Origin of the sequence: Planktothricoides raciborskii GIHE-MW2 (assembly GCF_040564635.1) — a bacterium.
In the GTDB taxonomy this organism is placed as follows: domain Bacteria; phylum Cyanobacteriota; class Cyanobacteriia; order Cyanobacteriales; family Laspinemataceae; genus Planktothricoides; species Planktothricoides raciborskii.
The window spans coordinates 530,972-556,155 of sequence record NZ_CP159837.1 but is presented as its reverse complement, the minus strand read 5'-3'; the positions used below and the strand labels follow the sequence as shown (position 1 = coordinate 556,155).

Below are 25,184 nucleotides of genomic sequence, written 5' to 3'. Positions count from 1 at the left end.
CAATCATCGCTGATTAGCGAGGAAATAGAACGCCAGCAAATTGTCAACCTGAAATCATTATAGTCTCTAGCAGTCATCAAAGGTCAAATTTAGCCTTGTTTAAGGATTGGAGAAAACTATGAAAATTAACCGAATCATACTTGAGAACTTTAAATGCTTTGAAAACGAGGAGTTTGAACTTTCAGCCCCCTATACTTTAATTATTGGGGCTAACGGTAAAGGGAAGACAGCGATTCTGGATGCGATCGCTGTTGGGATTAGTGGTTTACTATCAGAGGTTAGTGAACCAGATTCGTTGCGTTCCTTAAAAGATCGCGACGTGCGTCTCAAATCATATAAAAAAGGTAGAAACATTGACATTCAGCCTCAATATCCGGCTTCAGTAAGCTGTGAAGGAATTTTTGCAGAACAAGAAATTACCTGGACGCAATCTTTGGCTGATACAGGGAATAAGCCTAGGACAGATAAAACCATAAAGACTTTATCTCAAAATCTCAATAAAATGATCTCTAATGGTCAAAATAGCCTTTTACCTCTCATCGTTTATTATGGAACAGATCGTCTCTGGATTCCCAACCAAAATCAAACAAAGGAAAATCAAGATGAGAATAATTCCGTAAAAGAATCCCGAACTAAAGGCTATGAAAATTGTTTCCATCCTGACTCAAATATAACCTGGTTAATTGATTGGCTGAGAAAGGAAGAAGAAAAAGCCTTAAAATCAACGCGGAGTGATGCTTTAGAAGTCGTGACCAGTGCTGTTGCCAAGTGTATGGAAGATGAAGACTGGCAGACCATTACTTATGATTCGGTGAAAAGTGAAGTATTGGCTGAGGCAACAGATGGGCGTTTCCTGCCACTACGACTTCTCAGTGATGGGGTGCGGAATATGTTAGCAATGGTTGCGGATATGGCTTATCGGGCGGCCATGTTGAATCCTCACTTAGGCAAGGATGCGGCTAAAGAAACACCGGGCATTGTATTAATTGATGAAATTGATTTACACCTGCATCCTAGTTGGCAGCGCGGTGTGGTGGAAGCATTACATCGTACCTTCCCAAATATTCAGTTTATCGCCACTACTCATTCACCATTTATTATCCAGTCTCTCCGGTTAGGAGACCTGATTAACTTGGATAATGAAAAAAATCCTCTTTATTATAACAGAAGTATTGAGGATATTGCGGATCTGGTGATGGGTATAGACGTACCACATAAGGGTCAGCGATTTTTACGGATGAAAGCAGATGCTGAAAAATACTTGCGGTTAATAGAAGATGCGAAAAATGCTAAAACATTTGACTCAGGATATCTAAGAGAAATTGAAGATCAACTAAATGAATTAGAAACGCAATTAAAAATGCGATACAGTGACGATGCTGCTTATCATGCTTTTCTCAGAATGAACCGGAGAGCAGCCCTATCTGGTCAGGAGGTAGCCAAATGAGACCAGTTAATAAAGGTGATTGGCCAAAAGATCCTAAGACGAATGATTCTAAAGTGTTTACATCCGATCGCAAAATAGAGGATAATACTTACAAAGAGGCAAAGAAAGATCTGATTTGTAGATTAGGTCCTTATTGTTCTTATTGCGAAACCAAATTAGATATCTCTACTTCTCATGTAGAACATAAGTTACCAAAAAGCTTGGAGAAGTATTATTCATTAAGAGGGGATTGGGACAACTTTCTGCTTGCCTGTAGTCCTTGCAATAATGCTAAATCAGATAAAGACATAGAATTAGATGATGTTTATTGGCCTGATATCGATAATACAGCATGGATTTTTGATTATCAATTTCACCAACAAAAAAATGGAGAAGAAGTTGTAATTATCGAGGTTAATTCTAATCTTAGTCAGTCTCAAAAAGAAAAAGCGCAAATAACTTTGGAGTTAACTGGTCTAAATCGCTATCCGGGCGGTCCAGATGAACCTAGACCCGCAGATGAAAGATATGAACATCGCACAGAAGCTTGGAACAAGGCGCATCGGTCTCTAAAACTTTTGCAAAAATTAGATGACGAAGAAATGCGTCAAGATATTGTTGTTCAAGCAAAGGATAAAGGATTTTTTTCTGTGTGGATGACAGTATTTCAAGACGACCCGGATATGTTAGAGCGTTTTATGGAGGAGAAGGCTTTTCCCGGAACTGCGAGAGAGGAGTGTTTTGACGAACATGGCAGACCGAAGCCTACTATTAGTAGACCCAAGTCTTCCACTAATGTTGAACCTCAACCATCCTACGATTCTGATATATGGGATGATGAGGCAGAATCTCTATTGGAAGAAGAGGAAGAAACCTCAACAGAACCGGAGGCTGAAACACCACAACCTGATGCTGAATTTTTACCCGTGGATGATTATTTTAGATCGGAAGAAAACAGCAGATCGCTATTCACACGATTAATCGATGCTTTTTCAGGAAATCGTCAAGATTATATCGGCGATCGCGATGAATTACTGTCTTTAGAAGATTCGGAACTAGAATCAGAAGATTTTCTATCAGAAGAATCAGCAGAATCAGAATCCCCGGATGAACCGGAAACGGAAACTGAGGCGATCGATTCGGAACCAGAATCAGAAGATTTTCTATCAGAAGAATCAGCAGAATCAGAATCCCCGGATGAACCGGAAACGGAAACTGAGGCGATCGATTCGGAATCTGAATCAGAAGATTTTCTATCAGAAGAATCAGCAGAATCAGAATCCCCGGATGAACCGGAAACTGAAACTGAGGCGATCGATTCGGAACCAGAATCAGAAGATTTTCTATCAGAAGAATCAGTAGAATCAGAATCCCCGGATGAACCGGAAGCGGAAACTGAGGCGATCGATTCGGAAACTGAATCAGAAGATTCTTTAGAATCAGCAAAATCAGAATCCCCGGATGAACCGGAAACGGAAACTGAGGCGATCGATTCGGAACCAGAATCAGAAGATTTTCTATCAGAAGAATCAGCAAAATCAGAATCCCCGGATGAACCGGAAACGGAAACTGAGGCGATCGATTCGGAACCAGAATCAGAAGATTTTCTATCAGAAGAATCAGCAGAATCAGAATCCCCGGATGAACCGGAAACGGAAACTGAGGCGATCGATTCGGAATCTGAATCAGAAGATTTTCTATCAGAAGAATCAGCAGAATCAGAATCCCCAGATGAACCGGAAACGGAAACTGAGGCGATCGATTCGGAAACTAAACCAGAAGATTCTATGGAAACTGAGGCGATCGATTCGGAACCTGAACAACCTGAAGCAACTGTTAATCGTCAACCTCAACCAACACAGACTTATTCTATTCCGCAACAATCACCACAATATCTAGAAACAGAGAATGACCGAAAAGACAAACCTGTAGTCAACCCTTCCCTGACTCAAACACCGCGTTATCAAATCGCTGATGTGATTCCTTTACAATATGAAACTTCTATTTTAGATTGGTTGGAAAGAAGCGGTCGATTGATGGATAGAACCAGTGATAATGATGAAAATCTGCTGGACTCTGAGGAAGAAATTGCCGAACTGATTGAGAATGATGGCAAATATGATGATGATGATGACGACATCATGCTGGATGATGATTAAAGCATAAAATCTTAAACAAGCATGGGTTGAAGAAGAGGAAAAACCCCGTCAGCATCCAAATACAGAAACCGGGTTTCTTTTCGGGAAATCACAGATAACTGTGGGAGGCAAAAAAGAAACCCGGTTTCTTGGCATTTCGGAGTGTAATTTTTCACCACAGAGGCACAGAGAACACAAAGAGAGTAGAAAAAGATGCAAAATCTTGCCGATTTCCAATTGATTCAGCTATAATCTAATTATTCTCATCTGAATGTTTAAACCCAATTATGAGCAATAGTGATTTTTTTAACGAGTCCAGAGAGCAGTCTTTAGTGAAAGCTGAAATTGTGGCTAAATATTTTTGGGCTTGGGCAAAAGTAATTATCCCTTCGGCAAAGAAAAGAAATAACAACATTGCATACGTTGATTTATTTTCTGGGCCGGGACGCTACAAAGATGGTTCTCAGTCTACACCATTACGGATTTTGGAACGGGCGATCGTCGAACCCGATATGCGACAAATGCTTATCACCATCTTTAATGATATTGATTCTAATAACACCCAATCTCTTCAGGAAGCGATCGCCTCACTAGATGGCATCAATACCTTAACGCATAAACCCAGAGTATTAAACAAAGAAGTAGGAGAAGAAATTGTTCAAAACTTGCAACAGATTCGCTTAGTTCCCACACTTTTTTTCATCGATCCTTGGGGTTACAAAGGCTTATCACTTGGATTAATTGGATCGGTGATTAAAGATTGGGGTTGCGATTGCATATTTTTCTTTAACTATAACCGAATTAATATGGGCTTGAATAATCAAGCTGTTAAAGAACACATGAACGCTCTATTTGGTGAAGAAAAAGCAAATACACTTCGACAATATCTAGAAGACAAAAAACCCCAAGAGCGGGAGTTAATGGTTGTAGAAGAACTGTCGGAATCCTTGCAAAAAATAGGAGGTCAATACGTTTTACCATTTTGCTTCAAAAACAAGACGGGAAATAGAACTAGCCATCACCTAATATTTGTATCTAAGCACGTCCGTGGCTACGAAATAATGAAAGAGATTATGGCAAAAGAAAGCTCTAGCACCGAACAAGGTGTTCCGTCTTTTGAATATAATCCAGCTACGCAATATCACCCTTTACTTTTTGAGTTGTCAAAACCCCTTGACGAATTGGAAGATATGTTGCTTGATAAATTTGCCGGTAAAACTATGACCATGCTTGAAGTTTATGAGCAACATCATGTTGGCAAACGCTACATCAAGACAAATTATAAAGAAGCTCTAAAAAAATTAGAATCTCAAGGTAAAATAACTGTAGACCCACCAGCTAGTAAACGCCGAAAAAATAAAGGTCAGACTACATTTGCCGATGATGTCAAAGTTACCTTCCCACCGAAGTAAGGGATTTGTTGCCCTCAACTTGCCTAGATTTAACCGGGACGTTTTTCCAACGCTGACGGTGTTTTTTCCAAGCTTCGGGCATTTCGTCCCAAATTTTATCATCTAATAATCTGCCATTCGCTTTTGGAGTTCTACCGCCCCACTGCTTAAAGAAAAATGCCACCCCAGCTTCCTGACATCGATCGCGGATATTTTCCACCCATTCTGATTCCATTGGTCGGTGTTTATTGCCCGACTCACCCCCCACAATCACCCAATGAATATCCGTTAAATCTAAATCTAATGGCCCTAAGAGTGGTTCGCAGGAAAGAAAGCGCACATTAGCCGGGACTTGTCGCAAATAATCCACCCGTTGCACATAATTCTGATTCTCTACAGATACTCCCATCCAGATATTTTCATGCCAGGTTAACTCTGGGGCTAGTTCTAGTAAGCGCTGATGTCTTTTAGTTAAGATTTGATAAATATGCCAAGGTGTTTTTTCTATGACTTGAAACACCTCTTTAATAAAATATAGAGGAATATCTTCGTGAAACAAATCGCTCATAGAATTAACAAATATTCGACTAGGTTTGCGCCACTTTAAGGGTTCGGTTAACCGCTCTGGATAGAGAGTTACATTAAACCCATTAGGGAAATTTGTATGAAACCTTTTTGTCAGGGCTTCCGCATAACAATGGGTGCAACCTGGACTAATTTTAGTACATCCCGTGGTGGGGTTCCAGGTGCGATCGGTCCATTCAATTCCGGTATTAATGCTAGACATATTTTCTTGAGTGCTTGTCCGATTATTATAACAATAGTTTATCATGTATTGAATAAAAAATCAAGTTATTATTTCATTCTCATAAAATTTACCACAGAGACACAGAGAACACCGAGAAATTAGATAGCAGAAATAAAGGGATATAATTTTTGAGGAGAGAAATCGGGTTTCTTGGTTATCTTTATATCTAATTTCCTCTTTTCTCTCTCCTCTCTCATTAGCCTCCTCTTTTTAGCCGAATCGCGCCAATTATCCGGCAATTCTATGCCAAAAACTAGCCAAAGGTGGCAGAGGAAGTTCCTGCAATTGTCCATTGATCCACCGGGCAGCTTCAAAACCAGAACGTAACGCCCCTTCGATTTGATTTCCCCCACACCAATCACCGGCACAAACTAACGGTAACGGACTATCGGCAATTAAGATTTCTTCCGGTAAAGGACGGCGACAAAAAGCATAACGCCAACGGTGAATCTGCACCCATTCCGGGGCATTTAACCAGGGAATTGTGCATTCCGCCGCCCGGTCTAAAATTCGATCGCCTGCCGGTTGTAAATCCGTCGCCTCTAAATAATTTTCGGCAAATTCGGCGCTACTATGCAGGACAAATACAGGTTGTTTTGCCCCCTTGCGTTTGCTGCTATCCCAAGCGATCCAAGCGAGGGGGTCATTTGGCGGAAAGAATAAACCCCGCCAAACCGGATTTTGTTGGGCTAAATCTTTTTGTCTGGCGGCGGGATAGCCAGCCATGACCGCGATACAAGGGTCAAATTCCACCGATCGCACTTTGTCAAGCACTGCCGAAGAAACTCCCGTGGCTTCTGGTTCCAAAAGCGTCAAAGCTTGGGGCGCAGGAATGGCCATCACCAGAGTTCGCGCAACTACTTCCGTTGACTCTAACTCTGATGTCGCTTCCAGGGTAATTTGCCAGATGAGATTATTTCTATCGGGATAAATCTTTTCTACTCGTCCGCTGAAGCAAATATTCAAGCCCGTCCCCAGAAATTTCCCCACAGCATTCATCCCTTCTGGGGCGATATAATAAGGACACCAATTAGCATCGGCGACCAATTCCCCATTGTCGGGATTAAATTGGTACAAGCGATCGGTCCAAGGCTGCACAATGTGATGACTTGATAACACCATCACCAATTGATGTAATAAATCAGTGTTTGGCTTGAGAAACCGCGCCCCATGATCGGCGCGAGTCTCTGGTAATCGGCGAGTCGCCACTCGACCACCGACCCCACGAGATTTTTCTAGAACCACCACCTGATATCCGAGTTGTTGTAACTGCTGGGCACAGGTTAAACCCGCCATTCCCGCGCCAATCACTGCGACATCAAACATGAAAGTTTTCCTAGATATCCTGGATGTTTTTAGTAACAATCAATATGTTAATTTATTGTGAATTCATCGATGATCATCAAAGGGCGATCCGAGGCAATTATCTGACTCTGTTGAGCCGTTATGCTCAATGCGAGCGGTAAATTTGCGAAAAATTTGCTAAAATTTAACCAAAAATGCCCGTCGTAAAATAATCATATATAATAACCTGCCTAGATTAATTGGATTAAATTTAGGTAGAAAAATCAAGGGAGGTGGCTAAAGTTGGATGAACTAAGAACAGTGCTAGAGTTGGCGACAGAAGAAGAGTTACAACAATTGACCGATATTCTATTCCGCCCCAAGTTTAATCCCCTGGATTATGTGCAAACCCCAAACCCCCTGGACATTCAAAGCCGCGATCGCGCAGTTTGGTTGGATGCGATCGAGCAGCGATTTAGATTTTTGGCGGCGGATGGCTTTACGGTGATTAGGGGCCAAACCCATCATTTTAGTTATCGCCAAGCTTTAATTCAAGTTTGTAACTATTTAAACATTTCTTATTCCGAAAAACTTTCGACCACGGATTTAGAAGCGGAAGTTTTCCTACATTTAATGGGACGGGCATGGAAACAGTTACCGGAAAGCGAACAAAAGTCTTTAACCCTCAGAATTCAGCGATCGCTTGCCAGTAGTAACTTTTCTCAACCATTGCCTTTAGCAGTACAAAAAGATCCGTTGGGCATATTCGTTAAAGGCGGTTGCGCCTTGGCGGTAAATTCTTTAATTAAGCCCATGCTTTTGCAACAAATTGCCCGTCAATTTGCCATTCAATTTGCCAAATATCAAATTGCCAAACAAGCCCTAGTTCGCGGCGGAACCATCGCCGCAACTCAGTTGCAAAATTATGTAACTTTACACATGGCTCGCCGAGGAATGGCCTTAACTGCTGGACGTTATGGGGCAGTTCGGAGTGTGTTTGCGTTTTTAGGCCCCGCTTTATGGACTTGGTTTTTAGCGGATTTAGGTTGGCGGGCGATCGCCACTAATTATGGGCGAATTATCCCCACTATTTTTGCTTTAGCCCAAATTCGCCTGACCCGGACTGAATGTTGGGAACTGGCTTAAATAATCCGTTGATGGTGATGGAATGAAGGCGATCGCTTTCTGGACAGATGCGATCGCTTCTTTGGGTAAAAGCCTAATTAAAATACAGACTGATTCTGGTTGCATGAATAAAGAAAACAACCATTACAATAATGTGTCATATTTGGTAAAATAGTATAGTTTATGCTAGATTTATACGATATCATCCGCAAGATTCAAAAACGGCCTGCCATGTATCTGGGACAACCATCAATTACCCACTTACAAAGTTTCTTAGCAGGTTATTTTTTGGCGCGGCATCAACTTGGAGAAGTCGAAACGGAGCAAGAGAAACACTTTGCCAATTTTGACCCTTGGATTCAAGAAAAATTTAAGATTACATCTAGCCAATCTTGGGACAAAATAATTTTATTTTTCTCACAGTACGAGCGTCAAGCCCTAGATTTATTTTTTGAACTTTTTAATGAGTTTGCGAGAGTCGATGACAATGTAGAAATTCCTGGGTTGACCCATTCGATTCATCGTTGAATAAATTGCTAAATACATAGCCCATATATGCCGCGTCGTAACAGGTTACTGAATTAAATTTTGCTTGCTATTATTGCCAAATTAGCAAGCGATCGCCTGATAAAATCAAAAATCAGTAACTAATCCCCCAGTAAAAAATAGTCAAATTCACAGCATCAGGAGAAAAAAATCATGGCTGAACTCAAACTAAGAGCAAAAAATCCAGAATCACTCAAACGAATTATTCAAAGTGCTTTATCAGAAAGACTACAAAGTGTAAACGCCGGAATAAAAGCTACCCAAAAACGGCTTCAGGAATTTGAAACCAAATATCAATTATCCACCGAGGAATTTATCACCCGGTTTAACAATGATGAATTACCCCATAGTTTTGACTTTGATGAATGGATCGGAGAATATCGAATGCTGACCCATTTACAACAAACCAAAGAGTCGATAGAGGAAATTGATTTTGTTAATTGAAGATTATTTTCAGCAAGTTCAGATGTTACTTGCATCATCGGCAATCGTCAAAATATTTAATCTAGACTGCGGTCGAAGAGGAATGTATGAAGGTTTCATTCGAGGAAACATTGATTTTCCAGATAATTCTTTCTTGTATTTCCGAGAATTTGTCTATACGGAAATATCCATCGATAGAAAAATGTATAGTTATCAATATATGAATTCACAGAACGACCTAATTTTTCGCTATGACAATACGGAACACCATCGCAAATTAAATCTTCCTACCTTTCCTCATCATAAACATGATGGCAGTGAGGATAATGTAATTAAATCAGATGCTCCTTTTTTAGCTGAGGTACTCAATGAGGTAAAAAAAATATTAGGATAGTGCGATGTCTGCGGCGGTAGAATCGCTTTTTTTTATACGGACAGTCTTGTTGCATGAAACTATTACAACCACATCCTGACCCCCGTTTGCAACGATGGTGGAACATAGCCCAATTCGGGTTACTTTTATTACCCATGAGTCCTTTACTCGCGGGGATTTCTCTATTATTCGCCCTAGGGGGAACTTGGAAAAACTACCCCCAACAAATCCACCAAAGCAAAATTAATCAAGGCTTCGCACTCTTAGCCGCACTCCTAGTCATCAGTGCGACTTTAGCGGCAGATAAAATCGCCGCATTGCTAGGCTTATTTAATTTTTTACCTTTCTTTGCCTTTTTTGCTGCCTTCACCGTACTAATTCAAACCCCGCAACAATTGCGACGCATGGCCTGGATTTTGTTAATTGGCTCAATTCCCGTAGTAATAATTGGCTTTGGTCAGCTATTTTGGGGCTGGACTGGCCCGGTAAAATTAGGGCTAATTATTGATTGGCCGATCGCACCAATGGGGACGCCCCCCGGTCGCATGGCTTCCGTATTTGCTTATGCCAATGTTTTAGCCAGTTACTTTTTAATTCCGTTTATTTTAGGACTCGGACTCTGGATTGAAGAAACCCAAGCCCTCAAACAGCGGCAGCAAATACCTACCCAACAAGAAATGGTCAGAGATCCCCGCGATCCCCGAATTGTCAGAGTGGTGAACTTGAACTCCACAGAAGACGCGAGTCAAATGTGGATGCGCTGGCTATTTTTAACCCTGGCAATATTGGGAAATGGCATTGCCCTGATTTTGACTAACTCGCGCAATGGTTGGGCGATCGCCCTCCTTGCCCTAATTGCCTTTGCCCTGTACCAAGGCTGGCGCTGGATCCTAGGCGTGGTCGCCGCCGTTGTCACCGCCATACTGGGTGCAGCCTTTGGCCCAAACCCAATCCAGGGATGGTTAAGGGCGATCGTCCCCGCTTACTTTTGGGCTAGAATCAACGACGACCTGTTTCCCGATCGCCACATAGGGACTTTACGCATCACTCAATGGAAATTTGCCGGAAACATGACCTTAGAAAAGCCCTTAACGGGCTGGGGATTACGCAGTTTTCCCCCACTCTACGAAGCCCAAACCCAAGTCTATATGGGACATCCCCACAACTTATTCTTAATGCTGTCTGCGGAAACCGGCATTCCCGCCACCTTATTATTATCTGGTATAGTTGCTTGGGTCGTAGCCCAAGGCATATTATTATTGCGTAATTGGTCGATCGATTCGGACAGCGAAAGTAAAGTAATTCCCTTTTTCCAAGATCGATTAATTTTCTTTAGTTACCTCATCACCTTTATCGGCTGTATCTTATTTCATGTATTAGATGTCCCTCTCTTTGACTCCCGGATTAACATTCTCGGTTGGCTATTATTGGCCGCAATTTCGGGAGTGGTAGCGCGATCGCTGAGAGAACATCAAGGGAACATCAAATCATTCATCCACTCATAAAGTCACAGAATCAGAAAAATTAACTTATGCAAGTATCTATTATTACCGGGGGAAATTCAGGGGTTGGCTTAATGACAGCGGTGGGATTAGCCCAACTAGGCCATCATGTCTTCATTGCTTGTCGTTCTGCAAAAAAAGCCGCAAAAGCGATCGCCTATATCCGGGAAAAAACCGACAACCCAAACATCGAATACTTACCGTTAAATCTAGCCTCACTAGAATCAGTCCGTCACTGTGTTCAACTCTTTTTAGACAAAAACTTACCCTTAAATATTTTAGTCAACAATGCCGGAATATTCAACGGCAGAGGCGTCACGGAAGAAGGATTTGAGGTAATTTGGGGAACCAACTACTTAGGGCACTTTTTGCTAACTTACTTACTATTGGAAAAATTACAACAATCCGCCCCTAGTCGGCTGGTCATGGTATCCTCAGATTTAGCCTTAAAACCGACTCGAATCCAATGGGATTTATTTGTTAAACCAACCCCATTTAATTTTATCGAATTATATAATCAGTCTAAACTTTGTTTATTACTCTTAACCCAACAAATCGCGCAAAAATTCACCAACATTAACGTCAATGCGGTGCATCCGGGATATGTCCAATCCAATATTACCATTGGTCATCAATTGAGTAAATACTTAGGTGTGGGAATTAGTCCAGAAAAAGGTGCTTATAGTAGCTTACTCTGTGCCACCTCTCCAGAATTTGCATCCATTACCGGGAAATTTTTCGATCAAAACGGCGCCGAAATACCTTGGCCACCCTTAGCCCAAAACCATAATTTATGTCAAGAACTATGGGAAAAAAGTTTATCCTGGACTGGCGGGATGCCAACGGTTGAAACCAAGCAAGAACCCAAGCAAAAACCCAAGGAAGAACCCAAGCAAATTTATTATGATGGCACCGATGAAATTTGGGGGCCTTATGCCCTCAATTTAACTCAAGAGCAAATAGCGCAGATTTCTCAGCATATTCTGAAAAAAGTCTTGCCCAAACCGCCTGTCAAACTTTTACTAATTCAAGGATTAAAATCGCTGTTACGCTTACAATTTGGCTCCCTAATGTTGCTGTTAGTCCAATGTTATAAGCGGCAATTTTACATGGAAAGACACTTAGACAGTCCGCCAATATTGGACTTGTGTAAAGACGACAACTTACTGGCGGTATTGAAAAAATATCTCGGCGAAAATTTTCACCTATGGCGTTCGGAGTTATGGGTTAATTATCCCTCCCGTCAACTCATCCCATTTTGGCATCGAGATATTTATCCAAATTTACTGTCCGGGGAAGGAAAAAGCATTAATATTTATATTGCATTAACCGATGTCACCGAAAGGAATGGCTTTGAATATATTCCCAAAATAGAATTAGATCAATGTAAAATTCAAGTCACCGATCCATTTAGCGGCAATCATTTTTTTAATGTTCCTAATGCCGTTAAAGAAAAAGCAATACCCGTGGTATTAAAACCCGGTAATTTTATTGTATTTACGGATAATTTGGTGCATCGTTCTGTTTATAACACCAGTGGCAAAGTGCGTCTGTCTCTGACTTTAAGAATCGCCCAAAAAACGGTAAAAGTTTTACCAGGATATAGTCCAAATTATCACGATCCCATATCTTTATCGGGTAATTAGACTTTAAATGAGATTAAATTAGACGGAAAATTAGAATTTGGCCGAATCCAAAAATCCCGTGTTAGAATTAAGACTTATCTCCCCACCTTGGGGAAATTAATTGCAGAGAAACCCCTAAATAAACTTATCCAAACGATTACTTATGTCCACAGTCAGTTTAATTCGAGCCAATTCCTATCAAATAGAAACCTTGCCAGCTTCTCTAGAAACCTTGCTCGAACCATTGGGGGGCATGGGTGCTTTTGTGAAACCAGGCGATCGCGTCTTATTAAAGCCCAATTTACTCACCGGAGCTCGACCCACCAAAGAATGTGTCACCCGTGGGGAAATGGTCTATTGTGTGGCCAAAATGGTGCAAGCGGTGGGGGGAAAACCGTTTATGGGAGATAGTCCAGCTTTTGGCAGCGCTAAGGGAGTGGCTGAAGCAAATGGTTATTTACCTTTACTGGAAGAGTTAAATATTCCCATTGTGGAATTTAACGGCAAACGCTATCAAACAGTCAGCGAAGAATTTAACCATTTACGCTTATCAAAACAGGCAATGGAAGCGGACGTGGTGATTAATTTACCTAAAATCAAATCCCATGCTCAATTAACCATGACAATGGGAGTCAAGAATCTGTTTGGTTGTGTACCGGGAAAAATGAAAGCTTGGTGGCACATGGAAGCAGGAAAAGATGCCAACCATTTCGGCCTTATGTTAGTGGAAACAGCGCGGGTGATCGCCCCTGATTTAACCATTGTGGACGCAATTATTGGCCATGAAGGAAATGGGCCAAGTGGCGGCGAACCCAGGGAATTAGGGGTTTTAGCCGCTTCTCCCGATGTATTTGCCTGCGATCGCGCCTTAATTGAAATCGTCAATGTTGACCCAAACATAATCCCCACCATTACCGCATCTCAACGACTAGGATTATGTCCCGAATTAGCGGACATTCATTTTCCCTTAGAACATCCTGATACTTTAAAAATTACCGATTGGAAACTCCCGGATAATTTAATCCCCATTGACTTTGGTTTACCCCGTGTGGTGAGATCGACCTTCAAACATCTCTATATCCGGTTTATCAAAGAACCGATGAAAACCTACGCCACTCGATAAAAGCAAAATTGATTATTGACCACAAAGACACGAATAACACAAAGAAAAAGTGGATTTTCATCTCTGGGTTATTTGTGTCTTTGTAATGAGTAAAACTCTCAGGAAATATATGGGCGATAGATCGCTATGAATAATTCAGGGAATATAACCAGATTCTTGCTCTAAAATAGGTTATTCGTAATTTTTTATTCCTCTGCCAACCTCCAACAACGAATAAGCCATAACCAACCACCAAGAATAACCAAACTAATTAAAATTTAGCTTCATATCTACCTTCAAAATCACGGGGAGAGTTGTGGGCTTCAAAGCCTCCGGTACGAATCAGACGATCCAATTCTGTCGGATCCGGCGATGCTTTCTTAGCCTGTTCTTCGGTAATCAGTGCTTTCATCAGAGTGCGATATAATGCCTGATTCATGGTTTGCATTCCTTCATGGGTATCGCTTTGCATTAATAAGAAAGCATTCTCTTCTTCCCCTTTCATTAAGTAATCTTGCATGGCCGGTGTATTGATTAAAATATCGTGAACGGCGATGCGTCCTCCGTCAGCAGTGGGCACCAAAACCTGAGAGACTACCGCCATTAAAGATTCCACAATTTGAATCCGCATGGCGTGTTCTTCTTCAGGGGGAAAAAGGTTTAATAAACGGTTCACCGAATTAATCGCACTGCGGGTGTGCAAAGTGCCCAAGACTAAGTGACCTGTTTGCGCCGCTTGTAGGGCAATATTAACGGTGATGCGATCGCGCATTTCCCCAATCAGAATCACATCTGGATCTTCCCGTAAAGCTGCCCGTAAACTTACGTGAAAATCTTGAGTATGCATCCCCACTTCTCGTTGACTAATCAAACAGGTGTGAGAGGAGTGAACATATTCGATCGGATCTTCAATGGTAATGACGTGCTTATAGATGGTTTCGTTTAAATAACGCATCATCGCCGCCAAAGTCGTAGATTTCCCCGAACCAGTCGGCCCAGTAACCAGAATTAAACCTTGGTGAATACTAATGATTTTCTTCAAAACCGGCGGTAATCTCAATTGGTCGATTGAGGGAATATGCAAAGTAATCAATCGTAAGACGATCGCCCCACCATTGAGGGTTTGAAAACAATTAATCCGACATCTGACCAAACCCGGATAATAAATGGCGGCATCTATTTCTTGGTTTTCGTCAAATTTTTTTCGCTGTGCCGGAGTGAGAATCTCTTGCAGATATTTTTCCAACAGTTCTGGAGTCACCACCGGAAAATTATCGGCGCGAATCATTTCGCCGTTAATCCGAAACCTAGGCACTTCGCCGACACGAATATGAATATCCGATACTTTTTGTTCATAAGCACTTCTCACCATCGGCTCAATTAACTTTTCCGAGGTTTGCTGTTTTAATTGGGCGGCTTTTTGCCTAATTAAACCAGAGTGATGGCCTTGTTCTGGAATCCCTTTACCGGGCACAGGCGCCGGTGGCGGGGCTTTCGGGGGCGGCGGTGGGGGAATTCTTCCAGGGGTGGGAGGCTTGGCTTTCTGCGCTGTGCGATTTTGGGTATCCATAATTTTGGTGCTGCAATTGAGGAGTTTTACTGATGGAAAAATAAACGACAGATTCCAGAATTCGGCAAATCGTTTCTACTTTGTCTCACAATTCCTGGACTTGTCTGTAAATTTACTTATATTGTAAAAAAAAATATCGCCAATGGGCGATCGCTTAATTTTTTGTTACTTTTGTTGCGAGTATTTACGGAGACGAGGGCAGTCGGGGTCAACGACTGCTGACCCCTCCCCGCATGACCAGGAACGCAACCCCCATCCGCCAAACGCTGATGGATTAACGATCGATCAACGTTTGATAAAATTACCCATCTTATCAATATACCCACGGTTGCCGGATAAATTAACTAAAGCCAAACCATTGATAAAGGGAAAAGCCAAATCATATTGCGGGGGAATCACAAAGCGATCGCTCACATCAATATAACCCCATTTATAGCCCATTTTCACAGGACATAAATGCTCAGAAAATTTACCAATTTTATCATACTTAGGCTCAATAATTAATTGACCAATCTGGTTAATTAATCCCCACTTATTAAATTGGTTAATTGCCGCGAAACCCCCATAAAAATCATCGGCTTGATCAAATTCTAGAGCAATAGCAATTTGACCTTTTTTGTCAATAAAACCCCATTTGTAACCGATTTTTACCCGGGCTAAACCCTGAGAAAAGTGGCTGGCTTCCTCAAATTCTGGGGAAATTGCCACTTGACCAGTTTTGTCAATAAACCCATAACGATGCCCACCCCCGAAAAATATGGTCTTGAAGCGAGCCAGACCCCCGGAAAAATGACTAGCCCAGCCCGATACTACCTGGCGATCGCCCGGAGGAGAAATCACAATATTGCCAGTTTTATCAATATAATGCCATTGGTCATTAATCGCCACTGCCGCTAACCCTTCATGGAAGTTCATCGCTTGAGAAAATTGTGGTGAAATCGCCATCTCCCCAGAGCGATTAATATAGCCATATTTACTACCTATTTGAACTCTGGCTAATCCTTCACTAAAAGTTGAAGCCTGATCGAACTTTGGCGAAATCACAAAAGTGGCTTCCTCGTTAATATAGCCCCATTTTTTCCCAACTTTAACCGCTGCCAAACCGCCGACAAATTCATAAGCTAGATTAAATTCTGGCTGAATCACCAGTTTGCCGTAACGGTCTTGATAACCATAAGCTTGATCCACTTGCACCGGCAACGGGGAAACCCTCGGTTGTGCTTGAGGCACTGTCATCATCAGCGCTTCTAACGCTTCCTCTGCATTCAGATAGCGCCGATTAAAGTCATAGCAGATCAATTTATTCAAAAACTTGACCAGGGCTTCACTCACCTGTACCTGTGTCCGATCGCGCCAAACAATTTCTAACGTATCTGGGTCTTTGGGCAATTGATACGGCGGTATCCCTGTCAGGGCAAAAATCGCGATCGCACCCACCGCATAAAGATCGCTGGCCAATTTTGGCACCCCCAGATATTGCTCGCTGGGCATATAACCAGCAATGCCCACAGGTGCGCGGCTAGTAGCTTGCCAAAACTCATCTAAAACCAGGGTACTGACCCGCTCAATATTACCAAAATTCGTCAAAATCAGTTTGCCATCACTTTGGCGACGCCAAACATTCTCTGGACAAAGATTCAAATGAATCACTTTTTGCTGATGTAGCAGTGCCACTAATTCCAAAATCTCTTTGAGCAGTTCGATCGTATCCGCTTCTGACCACTGCCGACCAACCGTCACCTCCTGACTCAAAGGATGACCCTCGATCGCCTCTTCCACCAGATACAAGCTGCGATCGTCCTCAAAATAATCGATAATATCGGGAATTTGACTGTGATAGTTCGCTAATTGAAAAATTTCTCCCACCGCTTCCCGGAATAACCGCCCGATTTCTTTTTGCATAGTTTCCACGAGAAACTGCCTGACGATATACTTAGGCGGTAGGGGCTGTTCTGCCAAGGTATCCTCAGCCAGATAAACTTTCTGCCGAACAGCCGATAGCAATTCCTGAATTATTTTGTAGCGCGATCGCAAAGTTTGTCCAATCATAGCCAGTATTCAATAAATCTCTAATAAATTTTCCGTTATTTTCCAAAAGCGGATTGCTACCGCACACGCAAATTGCCACCAATTCTAGCAAATCGGTGCAAATCGGTTAGCCCTGGAAGTGTGATCGCTATTGCGATCACTATAATTTGAAAATATACCCCTACTAAATCAACCTATCGCTGATACTGATGGCAGGTCTTATGAAGATAACAAATATCATCCCCCTAGCGGTACTCAGTACCCTTTGTTTCGCTCCCGTCGCCACCGCCGAAAACTTTCAGCACACCCGCCAACTCCTTTCCACCAAACAATGTCCTGGCTGCGATCTCAGTGGGGCCGGTTTGGTCATGGCCAACTTACCCAACGCCAACCTCAGCCAAGCCATTTTAACTCGTGCCAACCTCAGTCGAGCCATCTTAAGTTATGCGGACTTTAGCGGCGCCGATCTCCGAGGCACCTCTTTTTTCGGCGCCGATCTCAGTGGCGCCAATTTTAAAGGCGCGGATCTCCGAGGCGCGGATCTCCGAGGGGCTTACCTAGCAGACGCGGATTTAACCGATGCTCAGTTAAACGGGGCCAACTTACAGGGGGCGATTGGCACCCCAGCAGCGTTCTTAAAAGTTGAAGATGTTTATAACTGGGGCGTTACTGCTGCCCAACAAAACAACCTGCCCAAAGCCATTGACTTTTTTAACCAAGCTTTGGCACTTAATGAGGAGTTTGCCCCCGCTTATTTAGCTCGAAGCATTGTGCAATTACAAATGGGCAAAACCCAACCAGCCCGGGCAGATGCAGAAATCGCCTCCCAATTATTTGCCGCGCAAAATAACGTCCAAGCCTTTGAAACCAGCCAACAGTTATTAGCTCAGATTGAATTGGTGGAAAATCCCCCCAAACAGGGCGGGAGCAATGTCCTCCAGACCATTACTTCTCTGGGTTTAAGTATTCTCCAGTTGATGTTTTAGCGCATTTTGGCACCCATATCCATTGTCAACTCAAACCATCGGCGATCGCCGTCACAAAACTTCTCTGAATATATCACCATTTTCAGAGATAGCGATCGCCCACGGTGGCTCAAAAATCCTTGATTATACAGATATAGGCAATCCCATTGTTGACTATACCAGGAAGGATCACAAATATGCTCAGAAAACTATTACTCGCCGCCACCATCACGTTATCTTTACATTTATTTTTATCAGTCAACTCTACATCTCAAAGCAATTTCAACCAGCGAGCGGCACAAAATACCACCCAACCAACCCTAATCAGTACCTTACAACTAGAGTCCGCACCGACAATCAGTGAAAATACTCAAAATTAGGGTTGATTTGTTATTGGTTGTTGGTTCTTTGTTGTTTGTTTACCATTCCCGGTGGGTTGTTCCCTATTGGTTTCTGTTGGTTGTTTGTTGTCCTAAGATTATATTATAATCCATATATTAGAACCGCTCGCTGTTTAGTCCCTGTTTAATCGCTGTTTAGTCGTGGTGTTGCTCCAGAAAAATCAGGGCGTGTTTTTTTGGGTATTGATTAGAATAATTGATTAAAATAAAGATATTAAACGAAATACAGTGATTAGGTATCTTCAATGAAAAAATTCTCGGATATCCCAGACCCAGTTTCTGGAAAAAGCATATCACCAAATACCGTAGAAAAAATGGGCTTAAGTTGGTTAATTATTGCCGCGATCACCACAGTCGTATTATGGCAATTTCCCTGGGGGAATTATATTTTATACCCCTTCACAATTTTAGCCACATGGTTTCACGAAATGGGGCATGGTTTAGCCGCAATTATACTCGGAGGGAACTTTCAAAAATTAGTCCTCTACCAGAACGGCAGTGGACTAGCTCAACATAGCGGAAAATTATTTCTAGGCCCAATTGGTCGGGCTTTAGTTGCTGCCGCTGGACTCATGGGGCCGCCCATTGCTGGAGCATTGTTTATTATCGCTAGTAGGAAATTTCGGCACGCCCATTATAGTCTGATATTTTTAGGGGGAATACTTCTCCTTTCCGTATTTTTATGGGTGCGATCGCTATTTGGCATCATCGCCATTTCTTTACTCGGAATCACCATCCTTATCATTGCCCTGAAAAGCCCCAAATGGTTACAAGGATTTGCCATTCAATTCCTCGGTACACAAGCCTGTATCAGTACCTTCCATCAACTTGACTACTTATTTACTCATAGCGTCACCATTGGCGGTCGAAATATGCTTTCTGACACAGGTCAAATCGCCGAACAACTCTTATTACCTTATTGGTTTTGGGGCAGTTTAATCGCCGCCACATCATTTCTTCTCTTAGTTCAAAGCCTGCGAATTGCCTATCGTCAATAAAGATAAATGTAGGGTGGGGAAAAACATTTCAATAAAAATCAATGTAGGGTGGGCAAATGTTTTTGCCCACCCTACTACTTTTGCTACTAATGCAAGCTAGTCAGAAAGACTAAGAAGCCACTTTCGCCGCACTGCGGGTACGGCGCCGTCCGGTTGTCGTTTTCACCGGAGGTTCTTGGGGAGTTTGCATCAAGAACACCAACAAAGGATTACTTTGGAATTTGCGACGCAATTGGCGAACCAGTTCTCGTTCCACCTGAACCCGCAGACCTTCCCAGTCAACGTCCACATTGCCATCATCAAAAGATTCGGCAAAATCACTCCAGTGACTGCTCAGAAGTTCTTCAATCTTGTCTTGTACCCAAACCTGAAGATGAGAATGTTCCAGGGAAGAAACGACCCCGCGCAAATGAACCTCCGGTTGAGCAACCAAGGATCCATTCCAGCCGATCGCCGCTGCCACAGTCACTACACCATCTTCCGCTAACTGTTGCCGTTCCTTGAGCACATTATCTTTGACCACACCCACACGGGAAGAATCCACCAGTTCAATTCCCGAAGGGACTTTATCAACAATGCCAATAGAATCTTCCGTCAGTTCCACCACATCGCCATTGTTGATAATCACCATATTTTCTGGGGGAATCCCCATACTTTGCGCAGTTTGTGCGTGCTTAACCAGCATCCGATATTCCCCATGCACCGGCAAGAAAAATTTCGGACGAGTCAGGGCAATCATTAACTTCTGGTCTTCCTGACAGCCGTGACCAGAAACGTGAATTCCTTTATCTCGGCCATAAATCACGTTCGCACCTTGCTGCATCAGTTTATCAATGGTATTAACCACCGCGATCGTATTACCGGGAATGGGGTTGGCCGAAAAGACCACCGTATCCCCAGAACGAATTTTGATTTTGCGGTGTTCGCCGTTGGCGATGCGATTTAAGGCTGACATCGGTTCTCCTTGAGATCCGGTGGTTAAAATCAACACCTGATGATCCGGTAAATTCCGAATCCCATGCAAAGGTTGAAATAGACTATCTTCACATTTGATATATCCCAAATTCCGGGCATGGGCAATCACATTTAACATCGATCGCCCCACCACCGAGACAGTCCGACCATGCTTCTGGGCTAACTGCAAAACAATATTCAATCGGTGTACCGAGGAAGCAAAAGTAGTGACTAATAACCGTCCCGCAGCTTGAGCAAAAATTCGGTCTAAATTCGGATAAACGGAACTTTCCGACGGAGTAAAGCCCGGAACTTCGGCGTTAGTTGAATCACTAATTAAACAAAGCACACCCTTTTCCCCATGTTCCGCCAATTTTTGCAAATCAAACGGTTGACCATCTACGGGGGTGTGATCGATTTTAAAGTCACCCGTATGAATCACCACGCCCAATGGGGTATGAATCGCCACCGTAAAACTATCCACAATTGAGTGGGTATTGCGGATATATTCAACTAAGAAAGATTTGCCAATGCGGACAATATCCCGGGGTCGAATAGATCGCAACTCAGTGCGATCGCTCACCCCGGCTTCTTCTAATTTTCCTTCTAACAAACTCATCGCCAATCGTGGCCCATAGATCACCGGAATATCAAATTGCTTTAAATGAAAAGCAATCCCCCCAATATGATCCTCATGGCCGTGAGTCACAATCATCCCCTTGATCTTATGGCGATTTTCTCGCAAATAAGTCATATCGGGTAAAACAATGTTAACGCCGTGCATCCCATCCGTAGGAAACGCTAAACCGGCATCTAACAAAATAATTTCATCTTTGTACTCAAAGACGCAAGTATTCTTGCCAATTTCATGAAGTCCGCCTAAAGGTATAATTTTTAGGGCGGCACTTGAGTTATTGTTCTTACTCATTTTTAATTAGGTTTCTAGGTTTTTCAGAAATTTCAGAAAAAAGGTAAATAGATGTTCATTAGAAAAGTATCAATAAGGAAACATGAAGCCTGAGCCTCAGCCGTCAGACTTCATATCTTCTAAACACTTTAGACAGCTATTTAATATTGTCCAGTTAATATTGTCCAGAATTGTCCATAGCTACAACATAGCTACAACATAGCTACAACATAGCTACAACATAGCTACAACATAACTACAACATAGCTAAAACATAGCTAAAACATAGCTAAAACATAGCTAAAGTAGATTCAGTTCCTTCATCACTGCGGCTAATTTTTGGGTAATTTCCTCTGGCGGATCGCACAAAGGTAAACGAGTCGAACCCACATCCCAGCCTTGGAGTTTTAAAGCCATTTTTACCGGAATGGGATTCGTCGTCAAAAATAACGTTTTAAACAATGGATATAGAGTTCGATCAATTTCCGCAGCGCGTTGAACTTCACCCTTTTCAAAAGCTTGCACCATCTCTTGTAATTGGTTGCCCACGAGATGAGCCGCTACACTAATAACCCCTTTCCCCCCAATGGACATCAGGGGCAAAGTGAGAGAATCATCTCCTGAATAAATCGCAAATTCCGGGGAAGTTAAGCGGCGAATTTGACTTGCTTGATCCAAATTCCCACTAGCTTCTTTAATCCCCACAATATTAGGAATTTCTGCTAAACGAGCCACGGTTTCTGGGGTCATATTTTGACCCGTTCTTCCCGGAATGTTGTACAGAATTAAGGGCAGTTCGGGACAAGCAGCCGCCACCGCCGCAAAATGCTGATAGAGTCCTTCTTGTGGGGGTTTATTGTAATAAGGAACCACTTGCAAAGACCCGTCAATTCCCAGTTTAGCCGCTTCTTCAGTGGCCGAGATCGCCTCACGAGTGGAGTTTGACCCAGTACCCACCAGAACCTTAGCTTTTCCTGCTACAGCATTTTTAACCACGCGAAATAATTCAAATTCTTCTGCCCGAGTTAAAGTCGGAGACTCCCCTGTGGTGCCGCATACCAACACCGTATCGGTGCCATTTTCTGCCAAATAAACCGCTAATTTTTCAGCCACATCATAATTCACATCACCGTTGGCTTTAAACGGCGTAATCATCGCGGTGAAAACACGTCCAAAATTTACCACACTGACTTCTTGCACTCCTTATTATTTGTCATCTAATTGAGCCTGCCATCATCCATCAGCACTTCATGGTTGAATCGGCACTTTATTGAATCGGCAATCACTGGCGCTGATGGCATAATGGTCATAGATTCGCCGTACTCATCAAAGCAAGGGAAATTTTGGCAAATTTCTCTTGCCTATAATCAGTTAAACTAATCCGTTTGGCCTCTCAAATTAAGCAGTCACCCGAAAGTGGCTGTCGGTTTAATTAAAGTTTAATTAAATCTTTGGCGGCTAATAACTCCGCAATTTGGACCGCATTTAAAGCTGCCCCCTTACGAATTTGATCGCCACAGATCCACATTTCTAAACCACAAGGATGAGAAATATCTTGACGAATTCGACCCACCAACACCGGATCCTGTCCGGTGGCATCGATGGGCATAGGGAAATAATTCGCTTCCCAATCTTCCACCAACTTCACCCCAGGAGAGTTGGCCAAAATTTCTCTGACCTTTGTGACACTAAAAGGTTCTTTAAATTCTAAGTTAATCGCTTCTGAGTGAGCCCGCAATACAGGAACTCGCACACAAGTCGCCGTGACTTTGAGATCCGGAGCGTTAAATATCTTGCGAGTTTCTTTCACCATTTTCATTTCTTCCTCACAATATCCCACATCGTTGAGGGAAGAATTATGCGGGAATAAATTAAAGGCTAAAGGATAAGGAAATGCTTCGGTTTTGGGGGTTTCTCCTTGCAAAATGGCGATCGCCTGAGCTTTCACCTCTTCCATTGCCCGCGCCCCAGCACCACTGGCGGATTGATAAGTAGCCACGACGATCCGCTGAATTGGCTGCACCTGATGCAACGGCCAAATAGCTACCGTCATCAAAATCGTCGTGCAGTTGGGGTTGGCAATAATTCCTTGGTGCATGGCCGCCGCCTCTGGGTTCACCTCTGGCACCACCAAAGGCACATTGGGATCCATGCGAAAGGCACTGGAGTTATCAATCACGACGGCTCCCGCTTCCACCGCTTTCGGTGCCCACACTTTAGAAGTGGAACCTCCCGCTGAGGCTAATACCAGATCCACATGATTAAATGAATCTTCTGCCACCGCCACCACGGGCAACTCCTCTCCTTTAAAGGCCAGGGTTTTGCCCGCTGAACGAGGGGAAGCCAAAAGTTTCAAATCCGCCAACGGAAATTCCCGCTCGGCGAGTAATTCTAGCAACTCTGCGCCAACTGCACCTGTAGCGCCTAAAATGGCGACTCGATATGATTTGGACAAGTCTATTTCCTCCTAGTTATTCGTTCGGATGATTGTTAAAAGTAATTAATTTTAATTTTTTTTTTGATAAATTTATCTCATAAGATATCGGGAAATCCCCATGATGCGATGAGAATTATATAATGACTATCATTTTCATCCTAATACGCTCTTGATTGACATTGATTGATATATTTTCTTTATATTTGTGATATTTGTGGCAATGGTAGCGTATTTACAGAAATCAGCATAAGTTCACAATATACTAGGTATCATAGGATTACAATCTTTTGTATTTTTGTTGCTCTGTTAAATTACACATTGGCTGGGTTTAGGCAATCTGCTCTGGAAATTTAAAGGCGAAGCCTTAAGGGTCGTTCGACAAAAGCAAAGCGTTGTACCTCACTTTAGAGAAAAATCCTAGATGATGTCGATCATTATTTATGTGGTTACATTATCACACAAACAATTCGATTCCGTGCCGATCAGGATCTCTTTTACATACTTGGGCGTTGAACCCCCAAAGCACCACACAATAGAACGACACAATTCAGGCGATCGCCCCTGCCCTCCCGGAAAGGCAGCACCCGCAAGCCGGAAATTAATCCGTTAGATCCGGTAGCCCAAACCACTCAAAGCTCAGGATTACAGAGACAAATTGACCGATTATGGTGGGGGGAATTTCTATACAGATCCTTAATATATAAGCTGATTGGTGCAAAATCCGCTAGGATCAATAATTGCGTCAAGACTAACTCACGTCAACAGCAGTCTGTTGACCCATAGAGCGCCAGTGCAAGAATTGCAGGCATCCTTTCTTGACTAGATAGATGGCGGAGCAAGTGTGGTTCGCCCCAATGTCGCTCCGGCATCTATGAGGGGTAAGAACGATCAGCCAAGAATCACCAAACAGGTTGCCAACTCGCTTTCCCAAGCAGAGAAGGAAATAACCCCTCGGTTTTGCTGATGCCTCGATTCGAGCAAAAATGCTTGGCCATTGATCCTCAAGTATAGAGACATTTAAATTGTTTGCTGTTAAACTTAACAATTTCTCCGTCCTGACCCCTTGCACTGTCCCTCAAGGTGCCTTGAGCAAATTTTCCCTCCCCAAAAACAAGTCATTCAAGGGGTGGGGAAATATCTTTAATCTCTGTCCGAATGTTTATTGTCCCAATGTATAGCCG

At 42.8% G+C, this 25,184-nt stretch carries 20 protein-coding genes; 13 read left to right on the top strand and 7 right to left on the bottom strand.

Going from position 1 to position 25,184, the window contains the following annotated elements; genetic code table 11:
- Positions 1-118 precede the first annotated feature (118 nt).
- The 3 genes from ABWT76_RS02215 (at position 119) to ABWT76_RS02205 (ending at position 4,976) form a co-directional block, all read left to right on the top strand.
- Positions 119-1,447, top strand: a complete 1,329-nt coding sequence (locus ABWT76_RS02215; protein WP_190880177.1) for an AAA family ATPase — start codon at positions 119-121, stop codon at positions 1,445-1,447.
- Positions 1,444-3,585 (top strand): DUF3134 family protein, encoded by a 2,142-nt coding sequence (locus tag ABWT76_RS02210; RefSeq protein ID WP_354635582.1) that lies wholly within the window; start codon positions 1,444-1,446, stop codon positions 3,583-3,585. Before ABWT76_RS02215 ends, ABWT76_RS02210 begins: the two co-directional genes overlap by 4 nt.
- Positions 3,586-3,851: 266 nt before the next feature.
- Positions 3,852-4,976 (top strand): three-Cys-motif partner protein TcmP, encoded by a 1,125-nt coding sequence (locus tag ABWT76_RS02205; RefSeq protein WP_354635581.1) that lies wholly within the window; start codon positions 3,852-3,854, stop codon positions 4,974-4,976.
- On the opposite strand, the gene ABWT76_RS02200 is transcribed toward ABWT76_RS02205, so the two are convergent.
- Positions 4,957-5,742: a phage Gp37/Gp68 family protein gene (locus ABWT76_RS02200; protein ID WP_354635580.1), complete on the bottom strand. Its 786-nt coding sequence runs from the start codon at positions 5,740-5,742 to the stop codon at positions 4,957-4,959. The genes ABWT76_RS02205 and ABWT76_RS02200 overlap by 20 nt on opposite strands.
- 249 nt (positions 5,743-5,991) lie before the next feature.
- Positions 5,992-7,089 carry an FAD-dependent oxidoreductase gene (locus ABWT76_RS02195; protein ID WP_354635579.1) on the bottom strand — a complete coding sequence of 366 codons (1,098 nt, stop codon included), beginning with the start codon at positions 7,087-7,089 and terminating at the stop codon, positions 5,992-5,994.
- A 261-nt stretch (positions 7,090-7,350) separates the two neighbouring features.
- On the opposite strand from ABWT76_RS02195, the gene ABWT76_RS02190 reads away from it, so the two are divergent.
- The 7 genes from ABWT76_RS02190 to ABWT76_RS02160 all read left to right on the top strand — a co-directional run bounded on the left by ABWT76_RS02190 (position 7,351) and on the right by ABWT76_RS02160 (position 13,764).
- Complete coding sequence (locus ABWT76_RS02190) at positions 7,351-8,193, top strand: YaaW family protein (RefSeq protein ID WP_190880169.1); 843 nt, start codon at positions 7,351-7,353, stop codon at positions 8,191-8,193.
- Positions 8,194-8,355: 162 nt separating this feature from the next.
- Positions 8,356-8,700, top strand: coding sequence for a hypothetical protein (locus ABWT76_RS02185; protein WP_190880167.1), 345 nt, complete (start codon positions 8,356-8,358; stop codon positions 8,698-8,700).
- 171 nt (positions 8,701-8,871) lie between these two features.
- A complete protein-coding gene (locus tag ABWT76_RS02180; RefSeq protein ID WP_054469718.1) occupies positions 8,872-9,162 on the top strand; it encodes a hypothetical protein in 291 nt (96 codons plus the stop codon).
- Positions 9,163-9,184: 22 nt separating this feature from the next.
- On the top strand, positions 9,185-9,535 hold the full coding sequence (locus ABWT76_RS02175) for a DUF6516 family protein (protein ID WP_354635578.1): 351 nt from the start codon (positions 9,185-9,187) through the stop codon (positions 9,533-9,535).
- A 53-nt stretch (positions 9,536-9,588) separates the two neighbouring features.
- Entirely contained in the window at positions 9,589-11,019 is a 1,431-nt protein-coding gene (locus ABWT76_RS02170; protein WP_054469720.1) for an O-antigen ligase, read from the top strand.
- Between the two features lie 26 nt (positions 11,020-11,045).
- Positions 11,046-12,662 carry an SDR family NAD(P)-dependent oxidoreductase gene (locus ABWT76_RS02165; protein WP_354635577.1) on the top strand — a complete coding sequence of 539 codons (1,617 nt, stop codon included), beginning with the start codon at positions 11,046-11,048 and terminating at the stop codon, positions 12,660-12,662.
- Between the two features lie 142 nt (positions 12,663-12,804).
- The gene (locus ABWT76_RS02160) at positions 12,805-13,764 is read left to right on the top strand and encodes a DUF362 domain-containing protein (RefSeq protein ID WP_354635576.1); all 960 of its coding nucleotides are present in this window, start codon (positions 12,805-12,807) and stop codon (positions 13,762-13,764) included.
- Between the two features lie 250 nt (positions 13,765-14,014).
- Here the strand turns inward: ABWT76_RS02160 and ABWT76_RS02155 are convergent, their stop codons facing one another.
- Both ABWT76_RS02155 and ABWT76_RS02150 read right to left on the bottom strand, forming a co-directional pair.
- On the bottom strand, positions 14,015-15,313 hold the full coding sequence (locus tag ABWT76_RS02155) for a type IV pilus twitching motility protein PilT (protein ID WP_054469723.1): 1,299 nt from the start codon (positions 15,311-15,313) through the stop codon (positions 14,015-14,017).
- Positions 15,314-15,598: 285 nt separating this feature from the next.
- Positions 15,599-17,362 carry a WG repeat-containing protein gene (locus ABWT76_RS02150; protein WP_054469724.1) on the bottom strand — a complete coding sequence of 588 codons (1,764 nt, stop codon included), beginning with the start codon at positions 17,360-17,362 and terminating at the stop codon, positions 15,599-15,601.
- A gap of 200 nt (positions 17,363-17,562) precedes the next feature.
- Between ABWT76_RS02150 and ABWT76_RS02145 the strand changes: the two genes are divergently transcribed.
- From ABWT76_RS02145 to ABWT76_RS02135, 3 genes are all read left to right on the top strand, one after another.
- The gene (locus ABWT76_RS02145) at positions 17,563-18,327 is read left to right on the top strand and encodes a pentapeptide repeat-containing protein (protein ID WP_054469725.1); all 765 of its coding nucleotides are present in this window, start codon (positions 17,563-17,565) and stop codon (positions 18,325-18,327) included.
- A 176-nt stretch (positions 18,328-18,503) separates the two neighbouring features.
- Positions 18,504-18,686, top strand: coding sequence for a hypothetical protein (locus ABWT76_RS02140; protein WP_054469726.1), 183 nt, complete (start codon positions 18,504-18,506; stop codon positions 18,684-18,686).
- A gap of 266 nt (positions 18,687-18,952) precedes the next feature.
- Positions 18,953-19,705 carry a M50 family metallopeptidase gene (locus ABWT76_RS02135; protein WP_354635575.1) on the top strand — a complete coding sequence of 251 codons (753 nt, stop codon included), beginning with the start codon at positions 18,953-18,955 and terminating at the stop codon, positions 19,703-19,705.
- Positions 19,706-19,814: 109 nt separating this feature from the next.
- On the opposite strand, the gene ABWT76_RS02130 is transcribed toward ABWT76_RS02135, so the two are convergent.
- The 3 genes from ABWT76_RS02130 to ABWT76_RS02120 all read right to left on the bottom strand — a co-directional run bounded on the left by ABWT76_RS02130 (position 19,815) and on the right by ABWT76_RS02120 (position 24,021).
- Positions 19,815-21,587, bottom strand: a complete 1,773-nt coding sequence (locus tag ABWT76_RS02130) for a ribonuclease J (protein WP_054469728.1) — start codon at positions 21,585-21,587, stop codon at positions 19,815-19,817.
- A gap of 279 nt (positions 21,588-21,866) precedes the next feature.
- Positions 21,867-22,751: a 4-hydroxy-tetrahydrodipicolinate synthase gene (dapA, locus tag ABWT76_RS02125; RefSeq protein ID WP_054469737.1), complete on the bottom strand. Its 885-nt coding sequence runs from the start codon at positions 22,749-22,751 to the stop codon at positions 21,867-21,869.
- 247 nt (positions 22,752-22,998) lie between these two features.
- The gene (locus ABWT76_RS02120) at positions 22,999-24,021 is read right to left on the bottom strand and encodes an aspartate-semialdehyde dehydrogenase (RefSeq protein WP_054469729.1); all 1,023 of its coding nucleotides are present in this window, start codon (positions 24,019-24,021) and stop codon (positions 22,999-23,001) included.
- Between the last annotated feature and the right edge of the window lie 1,163 nt (positions 24,022-25,184).

Bases quoted from the DNA above. Each gene is read 5' to 3' on its own strand.
- ABWT76_RS02215 (WP_190880177.1), top strand. From the start codon at position 119: ATGAAAATTAACCGAATCATACTTGAGAACTTTAAATGCTTTGAAAAC.
- ABWT76_RS02210 (WP_354635582.1), top strand. From the start codon at position 1,444: ATGAGACCAGTTAATAAAGGTGATTGGCCAAAAGATCCTAAGACGAAT.
- ABWT76_RS02205 (WP_354635581.1), top strand. From the start codon at position 3,852: ATGAGCAATAGTGATTTTTTTAACGAGTCCAGAGAGCAGTCTTTAGTG.
- ABWT76_RS02200 (WP_354635580.1), bottom strand. From the start codon at position 5,742: ATGTCTAGCATTAATACCGGAATTGAATGGACCGATCGCACCTGGAAC.
- ABWT76_RS02195 (WP_354635579.1), bottom strand. From the start codon at position 7,089: ATGTTTGATGTCGCAGTGATTGGCGCGGGAATGGCGGGTTTAACCTGT.
- ABWT76_RS02185 (WP_190880167.1), top strand. From the start codon at position 8,356: ATGCTAGATTTATACGATATCATCCGCAAGATTCAAAAACGGCCTGCC.
- ABWT76_RS02180 (WP_054469718.1), top strand. From the start codon at position 8,872: ATGGCTGAACTCAAACTAAGAGCAAAAAATCCAGAATCACTCAAACGA.
- ABWT76_RS02175 (WP_354635578.1), top strand. From the start codon at position 9,185: ATGTTACTTGCATCATCGGCAATCGTCAAAATATTTAATCTAGACTGC.
- ABWT76_RS02170 (WP_054469720.1), top strand. From the start codon at position 9,589: ATGAAACTATTACAACCACATCCTGACCCCCGTTTGCAACGATGGTGG.
- ABWT76_RS02165 (WP_354635577.1), top strand. From the start codon at position 11,046: ATGCAAGTATCTATTATTACCGGGGGAAATTCAGGGGTTGGCTTAATG.
- ABWT76_RS02160 (WP_354635576.1), top strand. From the start codon at position 12,805: ATGTCCACAGTCAGTTTAATTCGAGCCAATTCCTATCAAATAGAAACC.
- ABWT76_RS02155 (WP_054469723.1), bottom strand. From the start codon at position 15,313: ATGGATACCCAAAATCGCACAGCGCAGAAAGCCAAGCCTCCCACCCCT.
- ABWT76_RS02150 (WP_054469724.1), bottom strand. From the start codon at position 17,362: ATGATTGGACAAACTTTGCGATCGCGCTACAAAATAATTCAGGAATTG.
- ABWT76_RS02145 (WP_054469725.1), top strand. From the start codon at position 17,563: ATGAAGATAACAAATATCATCCCCCTAGCGGTACTCAGTACCCTTTGT.
- ABWT76_RS02140 (WP_054469726.1), top strand. From the start codon at position 18,504: ATGCTCAGAAAACTATTACTCGCCGCCACCATCACGTTATCTTTACAT.
- ABWT76_RS02135 (WP_354635575.1), top strand. From the start codon at position 18,953: ATGAAAAAATTCTCGGATATCCCAGACCCAGTTTCTGGAAAAAGCATA.
- ABWT76_RS02130 (WP_054469728.1), bottom strand. From the start codon at position 21,587: ATGAGTAAGAACAATAACTCAAGTGCCGCCCTAAAAATTATACCTTTA.